Annotated in this window: 21 protein-coding genes, 1 tRNA gene and 2 pseudogenes; 9 read left to right on the top strand and 15 right to left on the bottom strand. The window is 67.8% G+C overall.

Translation table 11 applies throughout. From position 1 onward, the window contains the following. Positions 1-45: 45 nt before the first annotated feature. Positions 46-234: pseudogene (locus FB474_RS21460) on the top strand (hypothetical protein); the annotation flags it as partial. 183 nt (positions 235-417) lie between these two features. Beyond that, positions 418-804, top strand: coding sequence for a hypothetical protein (locus FB474_RS00490; protein ID WP_141786864.1), 387 nt, complete (start codon positions 418-420; stop codon positions 802-804). Positions 805-1,161: 357 nt separating this feature from the next. Here the strand turns inward: FB474_RS00490 and FB474_RS20560 are convergent, their stop codons facing one another. Then, positions 1,162-2,454, bottom strand: coding sequence for a DNA methyltransferase (locus FB474_RS20560; RefSeq protein WP_185745971.1), 1,293 nt, complete (start codon positions 2,452-2,454; stop codon positions 1,162-1,164). Positions 2,455-2,634: 180 nt separating this feature from the next. Here FB474_RS20560 and FB474_RS20565 point away from each other — a divergent pair, with 180 nt between their 5' ends. Continuing rightward, positions 2,635-4,098, top strand: coding sequence for a hypothetical protein (locus tag FB474_RS20565; protein WP_185745972.1), 1,464 nt, complete (start codon positions 2,635-2,637; stop codon positions 4,096-4,098). Here FB474_RS20565 and FB474_RS00505 read toward each other — a convergent pair. Both FB474_RS00505 and FB474_RS00510 read right to left on the bottom strand, forming a co-directional pair. Then, positions 4,087-4,383 (bottom strand): hypothetical protein, encoded by a 297-nt coding sequence (locus FB474_RS00505; protein ID WP_141786866.1) that lies wholly within the window; start codon positions 4,381-4,383, stop codon positions 4,087-4,089. The genes FB474_RS20565 and FB474_RS00505 overlap by 12 nt on opposite strands. Before the next feature lie 88 nt (positions 4,384-4,471). Beyond that, entirely contained in the window at positions 4,472-5,602 is a 1,131-nt protein-coding gene (locus FB474_RS00510) for a hypothetical protein (RefSeq protein ID WP_185745973.1), read from the bottom strand. Positions 5,603-5,654: 52 nt separating this feature from the next. Between FB474_RS00510 and FB474_RS00515 the strand changes: the two genes are divergently transcribed. Beyond that, a tRNA-Ser gene (locus FB474_RS00515) sits at positions 5,655-5,756 on the top strand. 64 nt (positions 5,757-5,820) lie between these two features. On the opposite strand, the gene FB474_RS00520 is transcribed toward FB474_RS00515, so the two are convergent. The 5 genes from FB474_RS00520 to FB474_RS00540 all read right to left on the bottom strand — a co-directional run bounded on the left by FB474_RS00520 (position 5,821) and on the right by FB474_RS00540 (position 10,864). Continuing rightward, a complete protein-coding gene (locus tag FB474_RS00520; protein WP_141786868.1) occupies positions 5,821-7,056 on the bottom strand; it encodes a tyrosine-type recombinase/integrase in 1,236 nt (411 codons plus the stop codon). Further along, positions 7,026-7,214 (bottom strand): helix-turn-helix transcriptional regulator, encoded by a 189-nt coding sequence (locus FB474_RS00525; RefSeq protein WP_141786869.1) that lies wholly within the window; start codon positions 7,212-7,214, stop codon positions 7,026-7,028. Before FB474_RS00525 ends, FB474_RS00520 begins: the two co-directional genes overlap by 31 nt. 22 nt (positions 7,215-7,236) lie before the next feature. Then, positions 7,237-8,772 (bottom strand): replication initiator, encoded by a 1,536-nt coding sequence (locus tag FB474_RS00530; RefSeq protein WP_141786870.1) that lies wholly within the window; start codon positions 8,770-8,772, stop codon positions 7,237-7,239. After that, positions 8,769-10,076, bottom strand: coding sequence for an FtsK/SpoIIIE domain-containing protein (locus tag FB474_RS00535; protein ID WP_221632385.1), 1,308 nt, complete (start codon positions 10,074-10,076; stop codon positions 8,769-8,771). Before FB474_RS00535 ends, FB474_RS00530 begins: the two co-directional genes overlap by 4 nt. A gap of 320 nt (positions 10,077-10,396) precedes the next feature. Then, positions 10,397-10,864, bottom strand: coding sequence for a plasmid replication, integration and excision activator (locus FB474_RS00540; protein WP_221632386.1), 468 nt, complete (start codon positions 10,862-10,864; stop codon positions 10,397-10,399). A gap of 124 nt (positions 10,865-10,988) precedes the next feature. On the opposite strand from FB474_RS00540, the gene FB474_RS00545 reads away from it, so the two are divergent. The 3 genes from FB474_RS00545 to FB474_RS00555 all read left to right on the top strand — a co-directional run bounded on the left by FB474_RS00545 (position 10,989) and on the right by FB474_RS00555 (position 13,455). Then, on the top strand, positions 10,989-11,816 hold the full coding sequence (locus FB474_RS00545; protein ID WP_141786872.1) for a hypothetical protein: 828 nt from the start codon (positions 10,989-10,991) through the stop codon (positions 11,814-11,816). Continuing rightward, on the top strand, positions 11,806-12,642 hold the full coding sequence (locus FB474_RS00550) for a PP2C family serine/threonine-protein phosphatase (RefSeq protein WP_141786873.1): 837 nt from the start codon (positions 11,806-11,808) through the stop codon (positions 12,640-12,642). The genes FB474_RS00545 and FB474_RS00550 overlap by 11 nt, the downstream gene beginning before the upstream one ends. Before the next feature lie 198 nt (positions 12,643-12,840). After that, a complete protein-coding gene (locus FB474_RS00555) occupies positions 12,841-13,455 on the top strand; it encodes a ribonuclease D (protein ID WP_221632387.1) in 615 nt (204 codons plus the stop codon). Here the strand turns inward: FB474_RS00555 and FB474_RS00560 are convergent. Both FB474_RS00560 and FB474_RS00565 read right to left on the bottom strand, forming a co-directional pair. Further along, positions 13,449-14,213 carry a hypothetical protein gene (locus FB474_RS00560; RefSeq protein WP_141786875.1) on the bottom strand — a complete coding sequence of 255 codons (765 nt, stop codon included), beginning with the start codon at positions 14,211-14,213 and terminating at the stop codon, positions 13,449-13,451. The genes FB474_RS00555 and FB474_RS00560 overlap by 7 nt on opposite strands. Positions 14,214-14,244: 31 nt before the next feature. Beyond that, the gene (locus FB474_RS00565; RefSeq protein ID WP_141786876.1) at positions 14,245-15,207 is read right to left on the bottom strand and encodes a HipA domain-containing protein; all 963 of its coding nucleotides are present in this window, start codon (positions 15,205-15,207) and stop codon (positions 14,245-14,247) included. 262 nt (positions 15,208-15,469) lie between these two features. Between FB474_RS00565 and FB474_RS00570 the strand changes: the two genes are divergently transcribed. Next, on the top strand, positions 15,470-16,144 hold the full coding sequence (locus tag FB474_RS00570) for a hypothetical protein (RefSeq protein WP_141786877.1): 675 nt from the start codon (positions 15,470-15,472) through the stop codon (positions 16,142-16,144). Between the two features lie 342 nt (positions 16,145-16,486). On the opposite strand, the gene FB474_RS00575 is transcribed toward FB474_RS00570, so the two are convergent. Both FB474_RS00575 and FB474_RS00580 read right to left on the bottom strand, forming a co-directional pair. After that, entirely contained in the window at positions 16,487-16,915 is a 429-nt protein-coding gene (locus tag FB474_RS00575) for a hypothetical protein (protein WP_141786878.1), read from the bottom strand. A gap of 308 nt (positions 16,916-17,223) precedes the next feature. After that, positions 17,224-17,673 (bottom strand): hypothetical protein, encoded by a 450-nt coding sequence (locus tag FB474_RS00580; RefSeq protein WP_141786879.1) that lies wholly within the window; start codon positions 17,671-17,673, stop codon positions 17,224-17,226. A 220-nt stretch (positions 17,674-17,893) separates the two neighbouring features. On the opposite strand from FB474_RS00580, the gene FB474_RS00585 reads away from it, so the two are divergent. Beyond that, the gene (locus FB474_RS00585) at positions 17,894-18,253 is read left to right on the top strand and encodes a DUF2750 domain-containing protein (RefSeq protein WP_141786880.1); all 360 of its coding nucleotides are present in this window, start codon (positions 17,894-17,896) and stop codon (positions 18,251-18,253) included. A gap of 405 nt (positions 18,254-18,658) precedes the next feature. Here FB474_RS00585 and FB474_RS21465 read toward each other — a convergent pair. The 3 genes and pseudogenes from FB474_RS21465 to FB474_RS00600 form a co-directional block, all read right to left on the bottom strand. Further along, a pseudogene (locus tag FB474_RS21465) lies at positions 18,659-18,904 on the bottom strand (tyrosine-type recombinase/integrase); the annotation flags it as partial. A gap of 273 nt (positions 18,905-19,177) precedes the next feature. After that, positions 19,178-19,411, bottom strand: coding sequence for a hypothetical protein (locus FB474_RS00595; RefSeq protein WP_141786881.1), 234 nt, complete (start codon positions 19,409-19,411; stop codon positions 19,178-19,180). Positions 19,412-19,583: 172 nt separating this feature from the next. Then, complete coding sequence (locus tag FB474_RS00600) at positions 19,584-20,021, bottom strand: hypothetical protein (protein WP_141786882.1); 438 nt, start codon at positions 20,019-20,021, stop codon at positions 19,584-19,586. Positions 20,022-20,273: the final 252 nt, after the last annotated feature.

The raw sequence follows: 20,273 nt of genomic DNA on the forward strand, positions 1-20,273 counted from the left end.
ACAGGATTCCCCGGGCTCACCTGCCGCCAGCAGATCCTCGCTGTGATGCCAGGACTCCAGGCCGCGTCACCGGACAGGTCCGTCTCCACAGCAGACGTGGTCCGAGCCCTCACAGCACGGGGAACGCGCTTCGCAGCGGGCACCATCACCACTCACGTCGCAAGCCGGATGTGCGCAGACGCCCCGGATCATCACGGCACGACGTGGGACGACCTCGAACGTGTCGGTCGAGGCCGGTACCGGCTACGCCGAGCAGAGGGAACCCCGGCGCCAAATCATCTTCCTGCCGGTGACCCGGCGATCCCGCTCCGGCCCGCACGGGAAACACCCACCGCGCCCGAACCCAGCCCGGATCCCGATGTGCTCGCCGAACCCCCAGCAGGAGACAGTCGAGTCCAACGTGATGCGGAAGCCGTGATGCTGCGCCTCCTCGGTGCCCACATCGGAGTGACGCTGCAGTCCGAACGCATCCATCTCCCCGACGGTGCCTACGTCGACGTCGACGGGGTCTGCACGAACCCGCCCGCCCTCGTCGAAGCCTGGGCACACCAAGGCCCCCCGAAGAGCGCCCAGCGGAACAAGATCCTGGGCGACGCCCTCAAACTCGCTCACGTCAACACCGTGCTCGGGACGGGTCACCGGCTCATCCTCTGCTTCAGCGACGAAGCGGCGTGTGCCCCCTTCACCGGCAGGTCCTGGTACGCCGGAGCCATCCGCACCCTCGGCATCGAGACCCACGTCGTCACCCTGCCCGACAACCTGGTCAAGGACATCCTCGCGGCCCAGCAACGCCAATACCGCTGAGCCCCACCCCTGGGGTCAGGGTCACGCGTTCCCCGGCAGCGGCCGCTCGATCTGCCCTTCACCGTTGAGCCTCGACCCCTGATGCGCGTCAGGGCACGACGAACCTCCGCAATTTTTTGCTTGGGTGCCTCGTCGGTCCTACGTCCCTCCTCGGCACCCAAGCAAAAAATCTTGAGGGCGGGGGTGAGTTTGTGGGCCGGGGGTGCCTTTGTGTGGGCATCAGCCCCTGATGCGTGAGGGGTCGATGCGAGGTTTCGGGTGCGGTTCTTCCCTCCGGGAGGGAAGAGGTGCAGGGGGTGTGGTCCCCCTGCCAGGAGTAGGGGTTCAGGGGAGCGGGCAGGGGGCGTGTTCCCCTGGTTAGCCGGGGGAGTCCCGGGGGTTCCCCTGCATCGTGGCCAGGGTGTCGGCGACCCTGCCCCTTGCGGTGGCGGTGTGGTCGGGGTCGATGTCGCAGGTGATCACCCTGCGGCCAAGGCTGACGGCGGCGACGGCGGTGGTGCCGGAGCCCGCGAAGGGGTCGACCACCAGGCCTGTGGGCGGCACGAGATCTCGGATGAGGTGTGCGGCCTCAGCGACGGGTTGTTCCCAGGGGTGGCCTGAGTCTTTCGATCGGGAGCCGCCACGGGTGATGTCGGTGGTCCAGGGAGGGAGACCTAGGGCGCCTGGCTTTCGGAAGACCAGCAGGGGCTTCCAGCCGCAGCCAACGTTGCGCTGACGCACCTGCGCCATTCCAGACCCTGTGTCGTGAGGTGCCGCCATCGTCCACCAGTACCTGAGGTCGGAATCCCGGAGCGCGTCGAGCGCCTCGGGGAGGTGCATTTGGCCCGTGTAGGCGATCAGGAGACCGCCCGGCTTGAGCCAGAGTGCGGCGTACCGCCCGAGGTCGGGCCAGACGTCGGCCATCGCCGCTTTCGTGTAGGGCGGGTCGGTGAACACGAGGTCGGCGGTATCGGGCTTGACGGGGAGGTTCCGGAAATCGCACTGAAGGACTCGGGCGTCTGGGGGCAGCCACGGGCTTGGCTGGGCTCGGCGTTCCGAGGCTCGTGCTTCACGGACGAGGCGCTCGGCGCGGCGAAGGTCGAGCGCCTTCGAGGGGGCGGTCTGCCCGAGGGTGGCCAGCGCAGCCTGCGCGCGCTCCTGCTCGTGCCGGGTGTGGGCGATGACGGAGGGGCGCCGGGCGGGGTGTGACCGGCCGTCCCTGCCCGTCACCCGATCAGGCGACCCTGCAGGGACACCTGAAGGGACAGCGCGAAGCGCCCGGGCCACCGTGGACTGTGGCACGCCGGTAGCGCTGGAGATGGCCCTGGTGCTCCAGCCGAGGAGCCGGAGTGCCCGGACGGCGGCGTCGCGTTGAGCGCGGGTGAGGTGTCGGCGGTGAGTGTTGAGGGCGAGCCGGTGTGCTGCCTGCTCGTCGGGGGTGAGCGCCGAGCGGATGACGCGCGGGTAGGTGGTGATGCCGAGGTCCTGGGCGGCCCGGAGACGGGCGCGTCCGTCGATGACCTCACCGGTTTCGGTGACCTCGACGGGGACGATGATCCCGCGCGCTCGGATGTCTTCGCGGAGGGCGGTGTAGGTGGCTTCGTCGAGTGGGGGGAGGAGAGGGTCGAGGTCGAAATCGGCAGGGACGACGCCGTTTGGCTCCACGGTCACCCGAAGATCCTGCCGTGACTCGTGGGTGCCGGAGTGGAGCAGCGGTGCGTGTCTCAGAGAAACCCAGGGGATGGCCGCCGCAGGGTGCCGTCCGCGTTTCTGGGTGAAACCTGCCCTCACCTGGGCGCCAGGCTGATAGAACTCCCCGGGTTTTGTCGTCACCTCGGGGGGGATTTCGCTGTGCGGATTCGTGTTGGCCTGATTGCCATTGCTGTTGCTTCGACGCTGCTTTCGGCGTGCGGGGGAGGGGCTGACGCTGCACCGGCTGCGGTACCGGTGCAACTCAAGACTTCCCCGGTCGCACCGATGTCGACCGTTGCCTCGGTCGCCAAGGCAATCCAGGTGCAGTCCGGTGTTACCCCTCAAGCGATCGGCGACTACACGGCGCAGGACGTGAGCGGTGCCATCACGTGGCTGACGGAGTACCTCGCGCGAATTCACGGAGACCCGAATTGGCTGTGCTCCACGCCTGCGGCCCCGAGCCCGACCAAGGCGGTATCTGCTCCGGCGCTTGTGAAGACTTTTGCAGGCAAGGACGGCCAGAAGTACCTGTCCCTGCTGGAGCCGCGCTTTCCGTCCTTCAAGAAGGCGTGCGATGGAGCAACCTGGGTCGCTCCGGGCGTTGTGGTTGGGCCGCAACGGATGACGGTCGCAAAGGACTCGACCGCGACGTCGTTGATCGACGTCGACTACCGAGGCGCGTTCGGGTATCGACTGCGTAACGCGGACGGGTCCGACGTCCTGCATCGGGCCAACGTCCGGGTCGACTACGTCCTCTACCGGTCCGATGCAGGCTGGCAATTGTGGTGGACGGGCGACTACTACGCCTCAACGGGTTGGGGATGGCCTGACGGCGTGCCTGTGCCCGCGGGATACGGCGCCACGGCCAAGATCTCGCCGGTTTCAGGTTCCGACGTGCAAAGCCTCGCCGCGGTCCAGCGGGCCACGCGGACAACCCTCGACGCCCCGGGCGCTGATTGGTCACTTCGGTGGTCCTTCACTGATCCGTCGACGGGCAAGCCGAGCGGGTTCACCTACGGCGGCCAGGTCGCGCTGGCTCAGGGGCAGGCATCTCTGCGCGATGTCGCCACTCCCCGTGACACAGAAGTCATCTACGACCACGGAAGCGTCGACCTGACGCGCATCGACGGATCGATCTCGGCGATCCCTGGAGAGACCATCCCGAAGCACCCGGTTTGGATGGAGCAGAACCCGACTCGCCAGTCGCCGGACTGGTCCCAGGAGAGCGACACGTCTCCGTTCGTGAATCTGGCCCTCGTCGACCTGGCCACCAGTGCAGCCAAGCGCGAGTGCTCTTCGGTCCAAACGACGGGCGGCGCCAAGGCCTGCTACGACGTGCGCACGCCGTCGTCCTCAGCGGCCTACAGCGGCGGCATCGGCACCTCGTTTGGGTGGGCCGCTCTCGTTCGCGGCCACTGGTACGTCGAGACCTCGGTTGGCGTGGACGCGGCTGGGCGAATCGTGACGCTGGACAGGACCGTGATGCAGCCAGTCCTCGCAGGTGCACCCGTTCGTAGCCAGTCCGTAGCAACCCTGTCTCACTACACCAACGTCGCGCCGGTCATCGCGGCCCGCCCATCCGAGAATCTGATCGCGAAGGACGGCACGTACTCACAAGGCTGACGGCTCCACGGGCGTGAACGTCGCAAGTCGGCGATGACCGGCCTGGCCGTCCTCGTGGGGCGCGTTCACGCGTGTCAGGACGAGGGCCGGGTGCCGGGGTCGGGAGAGCCTCCACGTGGGCACGTGGCCGGGCTGGCGTGTGATGGTCACTCCCCTGTAGATCGTGGCGTCAGCGCAGCCCAGTGCGACCCTGTACAGCAGGTTCGCGCGAATGGGGCCACCGGCCATCCGGCGGAAGGCGGCGTCACCCTCGGCGAAGGTCCAGGGTGCGGTCGTGGTGGTCATCGCGTTGCTCCTTCCGGTGGGCTGGTTGGTGTGTCTGTGTCATCGGCGCCCCTCGGCCGGATCTGGACCGAAGGGCGCCGCAACCGGGTCAGGCGGACCAAGGCCACACGTCAAGAGGTGTGGGCGCGGCGGTCTCGGTGGGCGGAGACGGCGGGGACGACCACGCTTTGAGTGCCCGGTAGTGGGCGTAGTGCGCGTCGAGGTCCTCGTCGGTGCTCAGGTCCTCCCAGGTGCCGTCCGCGTCCTCACCGGTGGGCGCACGTGTGGCCTCCGGCTCGGTGGTCACCCAGGCGGGCTGCGGCATTGGGATGACCGGGGCCAGCCGCTCGGACACCGGGGCACCAAGGGACCGCTGCATTGCCCGGAGGCCCTCACGCAGCACGTCCGCGCCCTGCGACGGCGGGACTACCGGGCGGCCGAGACGCCGCGCTGCCTCGACGTACGCCCCAGCGGCGTCTGACGCGATGGACCACGCGGCAGCCTGATCCTTCACGCGGGCCTCGCGGAAGCGGCGCTGGTCGAGGAGTCCATCCCGGTACACCGTGCCCACCGGGTCGGACGCGGGCGCGGCGGGCTCGATGATGGAGCCGGGGTAGTAGTCACGGGGGTCGCCGGTGCCCCCGTAGCGCTTCTCCCACCTGGTGTCGGCCCTGAATGGGCGGACGAGGACCACCCGCTCGGAGCCGAGGGCGCCTCGGAGGTGGTGGAGGACCGCGGTAGGGGCGACCACACTGGCCACCGTTTCCGCATCCGGCTTCCTGAACGTTTCCTGGCCACGGGGATCCCGAGGCAGGTTCACCTTCTCGATCCCGTACAGCCAGGGGTCCTCGTCGGCCGCCAGGACGTACCCGCGCTTAGCCCACCAAGCGCGGGCGGAGGCGTCGTGCTCGGTCGCCAGGGCGCGGACGCGGGCCTCGACGGCCTCGCCGTACCCCCATTCGGGCGAGCACGGGCGCTGCGGGACCCCGCCGCCCACCAACTGCCCGGGTTCGGGGTTCAGGACCACGTCGACGGCGATCAGCCGTGTGCCAACTCGGAGGACGATGCCCGTGGCGACGGATCCGGGGTCGATGCCAACGGTCGGGGGGAGGAGGTCGTCGTGGAGGGTGCTGCGGGTGGGACGAGGCGGCGTGCTGGCCATCTGGGACTCCCGGGGCTCTGGGTGTGCTGGTGTCCCGGTGTCCCTAACGAGCGGTGTGCAGTGATGGCCGCGTGCCACTCAACGTGCCACTCCTGACGCGGTGTAGATGAGTCTCCTGAGGTCTCGATGAGCCTAGATCGTGCTCAGTTCGAACCTGAAGTCCGCGCTCCTGCTGCGTGAAACCTGTCTTGTAAACAGGTGGTTAGGGGTTCGAGTCCCCTCGTCGGCTCCATCACCGCAGGTGAGAGGCCCTTTCGGGTCTCCCGGTCTGAGCGCTGAAGTGTCAGATCCATCGTTTACCCATCGCTTTCGATCGCGGCTTGGGCCTCGCGCGGGTCCGGGGAGGCCTCGTCGAGGGCCCGGACCACCATCGGGTTCGGCGCCTTGCGACCCATGTAGACGTCCTGGGTCATCGACGGCCGCGAGTGGCCGAGCTGGTCGGCGATCATCCGGGCGGTCAGGCCCGCGTCGTCCAGGATCGTGGCGCACGTCTTACGGAAGACGTGCGGCGTCACCCAGTCGAAGCAGATGCGCTTAGCCGCCGACCGCAGCTGCGTGCGGGTGTTGTGGGGATCCCGGAAGCCGCCGTCGAGGTTGTGCATCACCGGCATGTCCAGCCGTGCTCCGCGCAACCACCGCTGCCGCAGCATCTCGACCGCCCACGTCGGCAGGAGCAAGCGACGCTGACCGGACACGCTCTTGGTGCCCTTGCGGATCAGTCCCTCGCCGGTCACCCGGATCATCGTCGACGTCACGTTGATGGACCCCGTCTCGAGGTCGACCTCCTCCCAGAGCACCGCCAACGCCTCGCCGATCCGCAGGCCCGTCGCAAGGAGGAACAGCGAGAAGTCGACCAGGTCGAAGTCGACGGCCCGCTGGTCGAGGCGAAGCTTGGCGAACCACTCGCGCCGCTCGTCCTCGGTCAGAGCCCGGGGATCCCGCCGGCGTTTGCCCTCCACCCGCTCCAGCTCCCGCACCGGGTTGGAGACGATGGCGCCCTGACGGACAGCCATCCCCAGGACCCCCGAGACGATGGTTCGGGACGTCCTCGCCGTCGCAGGTCCGACCTGGTCGACGAGCCGGGAGACGAAACGGTCGAGCAGGGGAGTGGTGATCTCGACCAGGCGCAGCTGCCCCAGCGCGGGCAGGACGTGGGCCGTCAGTTGGCGGCGGTACGTCTCGCGAGTCCCGGGGGAGCGACGTCCCTCACGGACCATGCGCTCGATCTTGATCATCCAGAGGTCAGCGGCCTTGGCGAAGGTGTCCATCCCGGACAGGTCGCCCTCGGACGACAACCGGGTCCGGTCGTTGAGGTGCTTCTTCAGCTCCGTGCGAGCGGCCGTCTGAGACCTCCCGCTCCGCTCAACCAGCCGCACCTTGCCATCGAGGTCGCGGAACCTCGTCCGGGCCCGATAACCGGTGGCCTGACCCTCGGCGTCCTTGAGCGGGACGACCGAGATCTCACCCCAACTGCCCAGGGCAAGCGGTAGCCGTGCCACGGTCAGGCCGCCCGGGTCTCGTCGTCGAGCCACGCGATGACCTCGGACGGTCGGTAACGCAGGTGCCGTCCGACACGACGACCGGGCGGACCGTAGTCCTTGCAGCGCCACTCATAGACCGTCTTGGCCGGGACGTTCAAGAACGCGGCCACGTCCTGTGGTGTCCACAGGGGTTCGAACTGCCCTTCCATGCCCTGCTCCGATCACTGGTTGTCAATGCTTCTTCGTCTGCGCTTTGAACTGCGCGTACTCACGGGCGCGGGCGGCTGCTGCGGTGGCCAGGACGGTTTCGCCCTCGGTGGCCCAGCCGGTCCCGAGGAACTCCCACTGGCCGAGGACGAGGGTGGTCTCCTCGGCGTCGTCGGCCATGAGGTCGGCCTCGAGCTGGGTGAGGTCGAGGGGCCGGCCTTCTGCCTTGGCCTCTTGGATGAGGGCTTGGGCGCGGCGTCGGGCGCGGCGCAGTCCGCCGAGGGTGACGGAGTAGCGGCGGGACTTGGAGGCGAAGTGCCCGCGAAAGCCGAGCATGTGAACCCACTTGCCCAGCAGCGCGTATGGGGCCTCGGCCATCGCGTCGACGTCCCCGCCGGTGGCCTCGGCGGCATGGAGGTGGGCGGCGTCGGCCCGGTCGCGGGCGGTGGCGCGGATGCGGCGCAGGTGGGCGTTGCCGGTCGCGGCGGTGTCGGTCGCGGACTTGGTCGAGTACTTCGCGAGGTAACCCGCGACCTGCTCGGCGGACAAGGCCTGGTCGGGGTCGTCGGTGCGGCGCGAGGTGCGGACGGGCCGTGAGTCGACCTGGGATCCGAAGGCCAGCACCCGGGAGCGGTCGCCGTCGAACATCGGCGGGGCGGTGAACCGGACCGACGCGGCCGCCTCGGCGATGAGCTCCGCGAGCCGGGCCGCGCCAATCAGGTCCGGGGCGGGGGCGAAGCCGCCGTCGGTCTTCGGCCCGTCCAATCGCGCGAGGGCGTGGAAGTGGATTAGGCCGCGCAGCTGGTACTCGGCGACCTTGGCGTACTGCAACGGCGCGTGATCCCCGAGCCGGGTGGCGGGGACGCCGAGGGCGTGGGCGATGAGGCGGCGCAGGGCGATGGTGAAGCGTCGCCAGAGTTCGGGGGCCCACCACTGCCAGACGATGTGGGACTCGTAGTCGTAGCAGTCCGGGCAGAGCGGCTGGCCTAGGGCGGGGTCGCCTTCCTCGTGCGCCTTCATGCAGGTGAGGGGTCGGCCGTGCTCGCAGCGGGGGCTGCCTGAGCGGGCGCGGCAGCGGCGACCGTTCTCCCGCAGCCCGTGCACAAGCCCGAACGAGGGGGCGGTGACCGTGGCGAAGACCAGCGGGTTCTCGCTGACCGTGTCGGGGACGCCCTTGCCTCCGGTCACCCCCGTGCGGATCAGGTGGAACATGTCGGCGGCGTAGATGCGGGAGCAGGCCGGGCACTCCGACGCTCGCCGGTTGCCGCAGCGGATGAGGGTGACGCCGTTGTGCTCGTGCTCGGATGAGTAGGTGCCGACGACTTCGCCGGTGCGCTTGTCGACCGTCAGGGACCGGCCCCGCAGCCGGATCGGGTTCACACAGTTGCCGACCCGGGCCAGCTGCTCGGACCATTCCCGGAAGTCCCGTGACACCAGCCGGGAGGCGATCTCACCGGCGACACGTGCGTTGGGCACGGACAGGTCCAGCCCGGCCTCCTCGCCAAACCCCGGAAACGAGGCGAGCGAGGAAGTCAGGCTGGAGCGGCCCGTTTCGGTCATGCCGCGCCAATCCCGTTGCTGGGCGAACCTTTACGGCTAGCGGAACCGGTCTTGTGCGGGCGGCTCTTACGCTGGCGGGAGGCAGGCGTGGCCCGCACCCGGGGGCCCGAGTCGGCTCGAGTGACGTCGTCCGAGCCCACAGGGATATCAGCCGGTTGGGCCGGCGCGACGGGCAATCCCTCGACGACCGGGGAAGGGTGCAGGGCCGCGACCTGCCGCACCAGCTGGTCGGACCACCAGTCCGCGCGGACCCGGTCCGTCGAGCCGTCCTCCTCGACCACCCACGCGGTGCCGGGCAGGGCGGGACTGATCCGGTGCGCGGGAGCCACAGCGGCCATGCCGTCCCCCAGGACCATCCGGGTCTCCTCCGCCGAGCGCAACCGCAGGGCGATGGTCTGGGTGAAGAGGCCCCGCAGGCCAACGACCTCCTTGCGCGGGTCCTGCACGCACGCCAGGACGACGACGCCGAGGGCGCGGCCTTGGGTCAGGATCTCGGCCAGCAGCCGGGAGGCTTCCTTCTTCGTCTCGGCGTCGGTGTAGGCGGTCAGGACCGCGAGCTCGTCGATGGCCAGGACGTGCAGCGGGTCCGCCTGAGTGGGCTGGTGCAGCCGGATGTTCCCGGCCATCCGGTTCCCGCGCTCCTCCAGCACCGAGAGGAGCCGGGTCAGGAGGGCCACCGCCTCGATGGGATTGGTGGCGACGGCGGAGAATATGCCGCGACCCACGCCGACCTCGACACCGCGCTTGAGGTCCACACCCCAGAGGCGGACCACCCCGGCGCGCACAGCCGGGGCGAGGCCGGCGCAGACGCCCCAGAAGATCGAGCCCTTGCCCGAGCCGGAGCAGCCCACGACGAGGGTGTGCCGACCAGTCACCGTGAGGTGCCATGGAGCGCCGTCCTGACGCCGACCCAGCGTGACGGCATTGAGGTACACCGCCTCCGGGATCTCTGCCGGGCGGGCCTGCGTGAGCGAGTCCTGCATGACCAGGACGACCTCGACCACCGAAGGCGTCATCTGCACGCACCGGTAGGCGTGAGCGCCCGCAGCGGCAGCCAACGGCGCGGCCGCCGCCTCGAGGTCCTGCACGGTCTGCCCGGTGCGGGTGCGGATCATCAGCCGCAGCAACGACCCCGCCGTCGTCACGTCCATCAGCCGCGGGTGCGACCACACCGTGACCGTCTGCGACTGGGACGCCACGAACCGGCTCCCCTCCTTGGGTGCGAGCCCGAATGTGCGGGACTTGGTGGTCCGCGAGACCGACAGGCCGCACTCCCGGGACAGGTGCGCCCAGTTCTTCCGCACCCAGCGACGCCACCGCGCCCGACGAGCCGGACCGGCGCACACCCGCTCATATGAGACTGGCCAGCACGTCGCCCAGACCGCCGAGACAAGAGCCGGACCGAACGCCAGGACCAGCGCCTCCCGGGAGCCGATCTGATTGCCAAGCAGCCGCAAGATGACCGCGAACCCGACGAGGGCGAGCACCCAGCGAACGTGTCCGCGTACCCAGACCAGAGCAGCCCGCAGGACGGCCCGGAGGAACCGAACCGTGCGGGTCAGCAACGCAGCGGCGGCCCGAGCATCCACGAAGGACACCCGAGCCGCCGCAAGGTTGGAACCCATCAGGCCGCCGCCTTGGCGCTGCCACCGGCGTTGCCGCTGCTGCTGGGCTGGGTCGTGCCCTTGCCCTTCGGCGCGGCCATCGCGGTGGCTCGGATCGAGTAGGCCACCTTCGGCCGAGACCGGGACTCATCGATCCACGTGGTCAGGGTCAGCCCCTCGAAGACCACCGGCCGGAACGGCAGCCCGTCCATCTTCGGCGGCGGCACCGGCTGCACCTCCGCGCCGATCTTGATGACCAGCTCCGTCTCACCCTTGCGGGCCTCCGGGTCGGCGTCGACCACCCGGATCTGCCAGACCCGCATCCCGGTGACCTTGTCCCGCAGCTGGATGTCTCCGGGCTCCTTGCCCGCGTTCTTCGCCGCCACCAACGCGTCGTAGTCCTCCAGCGCCTCGACCTCACCGACCATGTACGCCCCGGCGGGGAAGATGCCCTCGAACGCCACCGGTATCCGCTGCTGAATCGCCATGCCACACCTCCGTGTATATGCCCCCTAAACGGCTGGGCGATCGCCCGCGCATTCGGCGTTTATAGGGACTAAACGGACAATAGCATCTTGGTCGATGTCGTCAAGGCCCCCTAAACTGCCGGGCGTGTCCGACGCCCAGTTCGAAGCCATCCGCCGGGAGAGTGACCCCGCGGAGCGAGCTCGCATGGCTGGGCGACTCATCGGCGTATACCAGCAGCGGAGCGTCGAGCTCGCGCGACTGCGACGCGAAGCCATCGACGAGGCCGTTCGCGATGGGACGGTCAGTTACTCAACGCTCGCCGAAGAGCTCGGCCTGTCGAAGGGGCGCATCGCGCAGATCCGCAAGTCCGCCCCGACCGCCGAGCGGGCGCTATTCGGAGTTGGCCCGGTCGAGATCTGGATCCCCGAACGCAAGCTCGACGGCCGGCGCCTCCCGGTCGTTGCCACCGAGGACCAGGACGCAGGGGAGCGTGTGCGGCAACTGCTGGAACGGCTGCAGTTCACAACGAGGCTGCGCCACATCCCGGCCGACGACCCGGAATGGGCGCCGCAAGCCGACGCGGTCGTGATCTGCGGGCCCAAGACCTCGCCCACCGTGAAGCAGTGGCTCGACGCCGACCCGATCGCGACGTTCGTCGAGCGAGATGGCCTGTGGCGCATCAAGATTCGCCCGGAGCAGCGGGACCTGGCCTCGCCGATGGCCAACGATGAGGGCCGGGACCTCGCCTACTTCTCCAAGGTCACCGACGACCATGGCCACGTCCGCATACACATTGCCGGCATCCACGCCATCGGTTCGCTCGCCGCAGTCGACTGGCTCGACCAGAGTGCAGCCGACCTCTGGCACACCATGCGCGACCGCGACTTCACCGCCGTGATCTCAGGCCAGCACGAAGGCCTGACGATCACTCGGACCGAGGCGGTCCTTCCCCCACGGCCACATGACCAGTAGGTGGCAACTGTCGGTCGCGGAACAACCGGCCGGAGACGGCCCGGGCGAAGACCGCTGGCTCTTCTACGAGGCACCCGACGGCACCACCTGGGCAGCCGTCATCGACGGAGCCTCGGGGTCACGCGAGGCTCCGACCGGCGGCGACTACGCCGACGCCCTATGCGAGGCCCTTGTCGCCGCGGCGGATTCAGCACCGAGCGCAACCCCACAAGAAGCCCTTCGCGATGCCATTACCCGTACCGCCCAACGTCTCAGCCTGCCCAGACCGAGCCAACCGTCGGCTGCGGTCGGGCTCGTGCGGATGGGCGCCGACAACATCAAGGCATGCGTGCTGGGTGACGTCACCGTTGTCACGCTGCGCGGTCGTTCGGAAACCGCGCTGCGCGATGACCGGCTGGGCCGAGTAGGGGGTGAGCTACGCCTGCGCTACAAGGAGCTGTTGCGAGCGGGCCACGGGTATGGCCCGCGCCATCAGGAGATCTTGAACGACCTGCGGGCTGCCGAGTTGATGGCCCGCAACCAGCCTGGCGGCTACTGGATCGCAGCCGATCACGCGACGGCGGCTGACCGGGCGCTAACTGACCGGGTCGCTCCTCCTCCGGACACGATCGTTCTGGCGAGTGATGGGGCAGTCGCAGCGATGAACAGATACCAATTGCTCCGCGACTGGCGAGCATTCGCTTCGGCAGTCCGACTAGACCCCTCGGGTTTCGTCAGGCAGATCCGAACGGCAGAGGAATCGGACCTGAACGGCCTGCGCTGGCCCCGCAGCAAGCCCCATGACGACGTTGCAGCATTGGTCATTTCACGTCGTGACGCGACTTGAGCGCAACGCAAAGGTGTGACGGTCGAAGCCGCACTGCGACCACATGGCGGCGCACCGCGATTCGGTGGAGGCTGCTACTCGTGTGCCTCCGGCAAGTCGAGAGGGGTCGCGAGTACACCCAGGGTGCCTCTCGCCGCCGATCATGCAGGGCCTCGGGGCCTTCGCACGGACCAGTCAGGTAGCGTTCCGGCTGTGTCCGTGGCGTTCTTCGACGGTGACCTACCCCCTGAGCTGTCCCTGAAGTTGAGGGCGCAGCCATCGGTGGCCGTGGACACGGAGACGAGCGGCTTGGATTGGTCGGCCGACCAACTTCTCCTCTGTCAGTTGTTCTCACCGGCAACTGGGCCAGTGCTGTTGCGGAACGTATCGGGGGTTCCGGGGGAGCTCGCTGCCTTGATCGCCGACCCGAAGGTCGTCAAGGTCCTACATCATGCGCCTTTCGACCTTCGATTCCTCGAGGCAAGGTGGGGTATACGCGCGGGCTCTGTCGCCTGCACGAAGGCTGCCTCGAAGCTGCTCAACCCGTCGGGTGCCCACGAGGAGCACAGCCTTAAATCGGTGTTGGATCGCTACCTCGGAGTGAAGTTGGAAAAGGGTGCCGTGCGCACCAGCGACTGGAGCACGCCTGTTCTTTCGGATGAGCAGGTCGAGTACGCCACAGGGGACGTGAGCCACCTCTTGGAGCTGCATCGGGCAATGTCTGCCGCGCTCGAGGCGAAGAGCCTGACAGAAATATATGCCCAGGTATGCGCCTACATGCCCATTGATGCGCATCTCGAGGTGACTGGCGTCCCGAATCCCTTGGTCTATTGACTGCTCAGTGGGATCCAGCGCCCGTCACGGTCGAACGCGAAATCGGCTGGGGCCGGAACGTCGAGATCCAGCACTAGGCGCAGGTGTGGTGATGTGCCGGGCGGGCCAATGCGCGCCACTGTCGGGCGCACCGAAACGTGCTGCATTAGCTCGCGCACGGCCGGTGACATGGCACGGGGGACCCATCCGATGGGAATGCCCTCCGAGGTCACCAGAGTTGCCGACGGATCTTTCGGGTTGTCGTCTTCCGCCTCGACTAAGACGGAGTCTCCCACCGCTAGGCGCTGAAGGGCTGACTCATGCTGTTCTGGTGTCACGGCCATTGTCCGGCCGGAAAACCTTCGCTCGCCTTCGCACATATGGGACACGCCATTTACGAGGAACCGTGCCCGGGCGCGACCGTTCTCCACTAGGGGTACTTGCATGAATTGCAGCGTGTCGCCGGCGCGGATGCCCCCGGATTGCACGATCTGCTCCCATGGGGTGGCCCGGGCACGATCGAGCCCCAGGGTGTCAACGTATTCGGCGAAGTCGGGGCGGTCCGCTTGCATTACGCGCTGGGCGAATACAGGGGGGATTCGCTCGCTGACATAACGGACCCTCAGGTCGTTAAGACCCGGGAGGGGGCGCAGGTCCGCCACACCTTCGGCTGCTCGCGTGTAGGCGAAGGAGTAGGTGTGTCCGTCGTAGGTGAACCGACCGATTGGCACGAGCTCACGGGTGTGGGGGTGCTGCCACAGCACAAGCAGGTCCCTCACCTCGGGACCTTCGGCCACCGTCGTGGGGTGGTCAAGCACGACTGCTGACCGCATCTCGGAGCCTCCCTAGGTTCAAAACAAGTAGATCATGGGCAAACCTAGAGGCGGGCTCTGACATCCCCGGGATAGCTCGCTCCCTCAGGGCTCCGAGCACTGGGGTGAGGTCAAGCGTCTGTAGGCGTCCGTGCCACCAGTTGGCCCCCTCGCGGGAGCACAGGAGCAGGGCTTGAGCGGCGAGCTGGACGAGACTTGGGGGCTTCTCGGTGTGCTCGAACCGCCACGCGGTCCCCTTCTCAGCCCAGCCCCGTAGGCGGCTCGGCCGTGCTAGTAGATCCTTACGCTTGATGTCAGAGAGGTTGTAGCCGAGGCTGCTGGCATGGTCGTAGGTGGGAGACAGTCTCTCGGGCGACGTGGTCAACTGTGGGGTGAGCACGGCCCAATTGTGTTCGTGGCGGTCCCGGTTGGCGATTAGTGCATCCAGGAGCAAGTAGCCCGCGAAAACCTCGAATGCGCCACACGTCTCTGGCCCGTTGAACCCCGGCGGGGCATCGACGTTGTGCAGCGCGTCACGAATGTTGATGAGGTTGTGCCCGGGCCGTTTTGTGTCGGGCCTTTCCGGGTCGATCCCAGGGCTTCCTTCTTCGTGAGCGAAGTAGCCTGGGGCCTGAGCGCGCTCGAGCAGGACTCTTCCTTCGTTGAGATCGTGCCCGGACGGCCTAACGGACCTCGAGATCGACCCGCGTCGGCCGTTGCGTACGCACAACCGCGTGCTCGCACATGGCACGCCGAGCAGAATCGCGACTTGGGTGGAGACCACCTCCGACCAGTCCTCGCCCTGTTCGACGCCATTGGCAGGGATCAGCGTGTCCTTGTGTAGCCATCTTTGCCCCGTCTCCGGCTCCTGTAGCCAGTGACTTGCGTGGGAGCCAGCCTGCTCAATTTCGCGGATCGGCCATTGGGTGACGTCCCTCCGCTCCCACGCCTGGTCCGTCACGTGGCTCATCCTGCCGTACTGGTTCGCTCTGCCGCTCGCGGCTGGCCGAGGCGTCCGAGCCGGTCGACGACGCTCGCTGGCTGTTCGCCGCTACGTCATCCGGCCTACGCCCCTGCTCTCGGTCCGATCCATTCTCGGGGGCGACGCCGCTCGGATCGAGGCTTGCAGATGCACCCGGATGTCGAACCCCTGTCCACTGAGTCCACTGGGCGAGGGTCTTTGTCTGACAATCCTCCGGGGATAATGGAGGGGGTTGCCGCGGATGAACCGCCACTTCGCCGGTGCTGTGCCCTTATTCACAGGTGTTCTGCGTGGCTATCGAGGGTGGAATGTCGACGGTTTGGGCCGGCTCAGACCTTTAGTCGACCAAAGCAAGATCTGGCAGCCAGGGCTGAATATCGCCAGCTGTGGGGTGACACACAGATTTGAGTCCACCCAGGTCAATTTCCCGAAGGATCGCATTTTTGAGCCCGGCGCGTCGCTTGGCGGGGGTTTGGTGCTCGGGCCGCTCGATCGGGTCGGAGTGTTCTCTGTCGAAAACGGCGACTTCAGGACCTTCTTCGTTGACCGGTGGGTTCCTGAAGAGGCGCACGCGGTCCCAAAAGCGGACTGCACCTGTGGCTTCTGGGCGTACTTCCGGGGAGATAGCGAGTACGTACACGCTGGCCACGTTGTTGGGATCATCGAGACGCAAGGCCGAATCATTTGCGGAAGTTCAGGCTTCCGTGCACAGAAGGCCCGAATTGTAGCGCTGGTCGATCCAACCATGCACTGGTCATGGTTGCCACGTCGATGGCATCGATCGCCGGTTCTGCGTGAGTATTCGGATGTCTTCGCCAAGCTGCGAACGAACTACCCGTCCGTGCGGTTCTATCCCTCGCTCTCATCGGCTAAGCGAGACTTCAGGGTTCAGGCGCCTCCCAGTTCAATGGTGTGACAGGGCGTTGCCCAAGACCGCGCGACGACGGACGACGGGGAATCTTGCCATCCGTCAGTACAACCCGAACCGGCGTGTCATGCATCAATCGGTGTCGCACACCCGGACAAACATCGGTCGGTTACGACTTTCCGTACTGGCTCAAGCGCGCGGCTCCGCCGCGCGAACCCGGCCCGGCCACGCCCTCCGCGCTGCGCCGGTGGGACCCCGCGCTGCGGGCGGCGCTTCGCGCCGTCCTCGCGCACCCCACCGCTACGCGCTCACGGGCTCACCGGGCCCGGACACAACAACGGAGCGTCCCGGTCAACGCCAGGACGCCCCTCCCTCGCCGCCACACCCCCGTCAGCTCGGACCAGGCCCGGCCCCCGAGACGCTTACCGATCCGCCCTTCGCGGCTCGGACGAACAGCACCACCGCGACCGCCGCCGCAGCCGCCGCCACACCCGCAAACAGCCATGGATTCAGGTAGTCCGCGCACCCAAGCCCGTATTGCGGGTCCACGGTGCACACCCGGCCCGGCCCCCGCCGGTTGAACCAGACCACGATCAGCGACGACGCCGCCAGGGCAAAGAGCAGCGTCGCAACACCCCTGGCCCAGCCTGGACGAATCGCCATGAGCACCACGCCCGCGACGAAGAACGGCCAGATGAACAGACCTACGGACAGCAGCCCCGCGATGCTCACCAGACCAAGTAGGGCCACGAGCATCCACAGCGCGACCGACTTCCAAACAGGCCTTTGCGCACCAGCCATGCCAGCCCCTTCAGCCATGCCAACCCCCTGAACATCCCCTCCCGAGCTAACAATGCGAATGTAGCCGGGCACCAGCCCCCATGACCCGCAGTCAGAGCCGTCCTGAGCCTCGCTTCGGGCCCTACCTGGCAGCCGGTGGCCTTCAACAGCGCTGGGGAGGAGGGCCGGGAGATCTGCGTGGACACGGCAGCCGGTCGCACCGAACCGATGGGGCTGGCTGTTCAACCCCGGAGCCCTGGCCTCCGTACCCGCATCGCAGCGGGTTAACACCCAGCCTCCGAAGGCACGGTCAATGCGCAGACCCGCGTGGCTGGCGAAACGCGCCCCTACCGCGGGGTTAGCCCCCTCCAGAAGAGCCAGCCAACGATTGCACCAATCCCCGCTAGGCCCAGCGGGAGCGGAATCAGCCCGCTGACCGCCAAGACGACCAGGACGACGACGACAAAGCCGGCGCCCACGTACTGCTGAGCACGCAGGAGGCCCCGCCTTTGCCGCCATGACTGCGTCGACCAGCCCGGGCCAAACGCCGCCCACGACCCTGGCGCGACATAGTCCTCCGGCAGGATGCGCCACCCCTTGGCCGTGGCCGCGTCCGGATCGAAGATCGCGGGATCGTCGACGCTCAAGAACCCGCACCCGCGAGCCACCAGCAGCGGGTGGGCGAAGCGGTCGAGGAAGGGCAGGTGGAAGAGCACCCGCAGCCACAGCGGAGCCTCGCTGCTGTCGAACACAACCCCCGCCCCCTCGGGGAGCGAGTTCCATCCCTCGAGCTCCATGAGACGACGGTAGGGCCAGGCAGGCGCGTTCGCCCAGAAGAGACGAAAGAACAGACGTCGCACCCGACCAAATGCCAGCCAGCCACCACCGGGCAAGACCCGCTGAGCGCGAAATCGGGCCTCGGGAGTTACCCCACGCAGGGCCAACGTGCTTTCCGCGGGTTGCGGGTTCGGTCCGAAACCGTGACTTCGCGCACCGAGGGCATGCCATGCTCCCGACATGTCCACGGCGGCCGCGCACGCAAACGCGTTCTACGAGGAGATCCGAACCGACGGGCTCGTCTTCACCGTCAAGGACGAGGGCGGCTTCCCCGCGCCGCGCAACGGAGACGGCGTACGAGCCATGCCGTTCTGGTCCAAGCGCAGCCGAGCCCAGGCGATCGTCGACACCGTTCCCGCCTACTCCGACTTCCAAGTGGTCGAACTGCAGCTCGACGACTGGACCGCCAACTGGCTGCCGGGGCTCGAGCGCGACGGGCTGCGCCTTGGCCTCAACTGGAGTGGGCCGCGCGCCACTGGCTACGACGTGTCCGTCTCCGACTTCACTCGGAATCTTGTGGCTCGGCTGGAGGAGGACTAGGGCCCTGCTCGAGCCATCGTTTATGCCATCGCTTTGAACGGGAAACGATGGGAAATGCCCGATGCGGGCGAGCAGCCAGATCGGCCAGATCGACCACAGCACAACGCTTTTCGCCAGATTCGCGAAGCGTTGGGAAGCGCCCCGCCAGACACAGGTGGTTAGGGGTTCGAGTCCCCTCGTCGGCTCCCATATCCGCAGGTCAGCGCCCTGCGCGACAACCGCCCCGGCCCTCAAATGCGCCGGGGCGGTCACGTTGCGGTTACTTGCCTCCACGATCGGTGCTATTCCCGACCACGAACACCGCCGGCGGATCGTCCGCGTCATCGAGCTCGGCCTGGGCGAACAGGCCATCCAGGGCGAAGGCCGCCGACTCGTCAACAGCACGTCGACCATGTAGACGTCCTGCGTCATCGAGATCCGCGAGTGCCCCAGCTGGTCCGCGATATTCCGGGCGCTCAAGCCGGTTTGGTCGAGCATTGTCGCGACGGTCTTGCGGTAGGTGTGGGGGACCACCCATTCGAACTCGGTGCGCTTCCGGACCGGGCGGAAGGCAGTCCTGACGTTGTTGCGTTCGCGGTAGCCGCCGACCCGGTTGGGGAAGATCGGGCCGATGGTGTCCAGGTGTGGCCGCCGGTCCCGCAGGAGGCTCACGAGCCACGCCGGGATCCGGAGTATGCGTGTGCCCGCTTTGTCTTGGGAGCCTTGGTGTTGAGGCGTTGGCCGGGGATGCGGATGAGGGTGCGTCTCACGTGAACGAGCCCACGGTCAAGGTCGACGTCCTCCAGTGCACGGCCAGCGCTTCCCCGATCCGGCAGCCGGTCCCGAGCAGGAAGCGGACTAGGTCGGGCACGTCCTTGCGCTGGGCGTGGGCGTCGTTGTCGAAAGGCGCTCGACACGGCCAAACGACTGCTCGAGCTGGGCTGATCAGCCGACCCCATCCGGGGGCGCGGACTCGACGTCGTCAAGGGGCGGCCCGTCCTCGCGCCGCTGGAGCTCGCTGCGAACGTCGAAGTACCGCGACAGGCCCTCGTCCATGTCACCCATCGTGGGGCGCTCAAGCGTGTCGGAGGCCTGGGCGAGACGGGCCTCGTACAACCGCTGAAGCGCCTTTGCCTCGGCGACCAGCTCCTCGATGGTCATCAGCTCGACCGGCCGCATGGCCCAACCATAGGCGGCACACGCCACGACAGGGCCCCCGTCTACGGCCGCATGCACCGAGTCGGGCCCACCGGGTGGCTCGTGACCAGGCGGCAACACCGTGCGCACGTGACGCACGGAAGGGGCCTAGACGAGCCTTGCGGTCATGGCGGTTCGTGCGCGGGGAGCCCGGTCATACAGGAAGGGGTGAACCATCGCCGCTTGAGTCATGCACCTGAGCCCGGCCACCCACAGCACGGAACGCCAGACCCGCGGTCACCACGACGATCGCCTCAGAGCCGACGGAGAGCACTCCCATTGGCTCGAACCAGTTCCCCACGTCGTCGGCCAACATCGGAAAGGCCACCAGCCGCGTGGCGATGTAGCCCACGATGGCCAAGGTGCACGTCAGCGCCGCCAAGGCGTAGACCGCCATGGTGTCCCGGACCATCGCGGCCACCGCAAGGGCAACGCACGCGGCCGTCAGCACAACGAACAGCACTCCCATGTAAGGAGCTTCGGTCAGGTGTGGGCCGATGACGGGCACATGTGCCGCAGCCGCCACGAGTGCCGCTGGCGCCAGGACCCAGCGCAGCGTAAAGGCCTGACGATCGAGGACGAAGGACCTCATGACAGCCTCCCCAGGGCGCGCTCATGGCGCGCCCGTAGCGTGCCTCGGATGTGCACTGCGTGGGGGTCTCTACAGGTCCGACCCCAAGCCCGATGGTGGCCACCCCCGGTGACGGGCAGATCGCCCATTCGGGTGATCAGGACTGCTCCAACCGCTTGACTGCGCCCGTCCTCGGCCAGGCCCTGAGCCTTCGCCACGGCAGCAGCGTCAGCTCACTTGGCGTGTCACGGAAAGGGTCAACGACCAACGGCG

Origin of the sequence: Oryzihumus leptocrescens (assembly GCF_006716205.1) — a bacterium.
Taxonomy (GTDB): Bacteria; Actinomycetota; Actinomycetes; order Actinomycetales; family Dermatophilaceae; genus Oryzihumus; species Oryzihumus leptocrescens.

Coding starts and splice junctions, on each gene's coding strand:
- FB474_RS00490 (WP_141786864.1), top strand. CDS start 418: ATGCTGCGCCTCCTCGGTGCCCACATCGGAGTGACGCTGCAGTCCGAA.
- FB474_RS00505 (WP_141786866.1), bottom strand. CDS start 4,383: ATGACCACCACGACCGCACCCTGGACCTTCGCCGAGGGTGACGCCGCC.
- FB474_RS00525 (WP_141786869.1), bottom strand. CDS start 7,214: ATGGAAGGGCAGTTCGAACCCCTGTGGACACCACAGGACGTGGCCGCG.
- FB474_RS00530 (WP_141786870.1), bottom strand. CDS start 8,772: ATGACCGAAACGGGCCGCTCCAGCCTGACTTCCTCGCTCGCCTCGTTT.
- FB474_RS00540 (WP_221632386.1), bottom strand. CDS start 10,864: ATGGCGATTCAGCAGCGGATACCGGTGGCGTTCGAGGGCATCTTCCCC.
- FB474_RS00550 (WP_141786873.1), top strand. CDS start 11,806: ATGACCAGTAGGTGGCAACTGTCGGTCGCGGAACAACCGGCCGGAGAC.
- FB474_RS00570 (WP_141786877.1), top strand. CDS start 15,470: ATGAACCGCCACTTCGCCGGTGCTGTGCCCTTATTCACAGGTGTTCTG.
- FB474_RS00575 (WP_141786878.1), bottom strand. CDS start 16,915: ATGGCTGAAGGGGCTGGCATGGCTGGTGCGCAAAGGCCTGTTTGGAAG.
- FB474_RS00580 (WP_141786879.1), bottom strand. CDS start 17,673: ATGGAGCTCGAGGGATGGAACTCGCTCCCCGAGGGGGCGGGGGTTGTG.
- FB474_RS00585 (WP_141786880.1), top strand. CDS start 17,894: ATGTCCACGGCGGCCGCGCACGCAAACGCGTTCTACGAGGAGATCCGA.
- FB474_RS00595 (WP_141786881.1), bottom strand. CDS start 19,411: ATGCGGCCGGTCGAGCTGATGACCATCGAGGAGCTGGTCGCCGAGGCA.
- FB474_RS00600 (WP_141786882.1), bottom strand. CDS start 20,021: ATGAGGTCCTTCGTCCTCGATCGTCAGGCCTTTACGCTGCGCTGGGTC.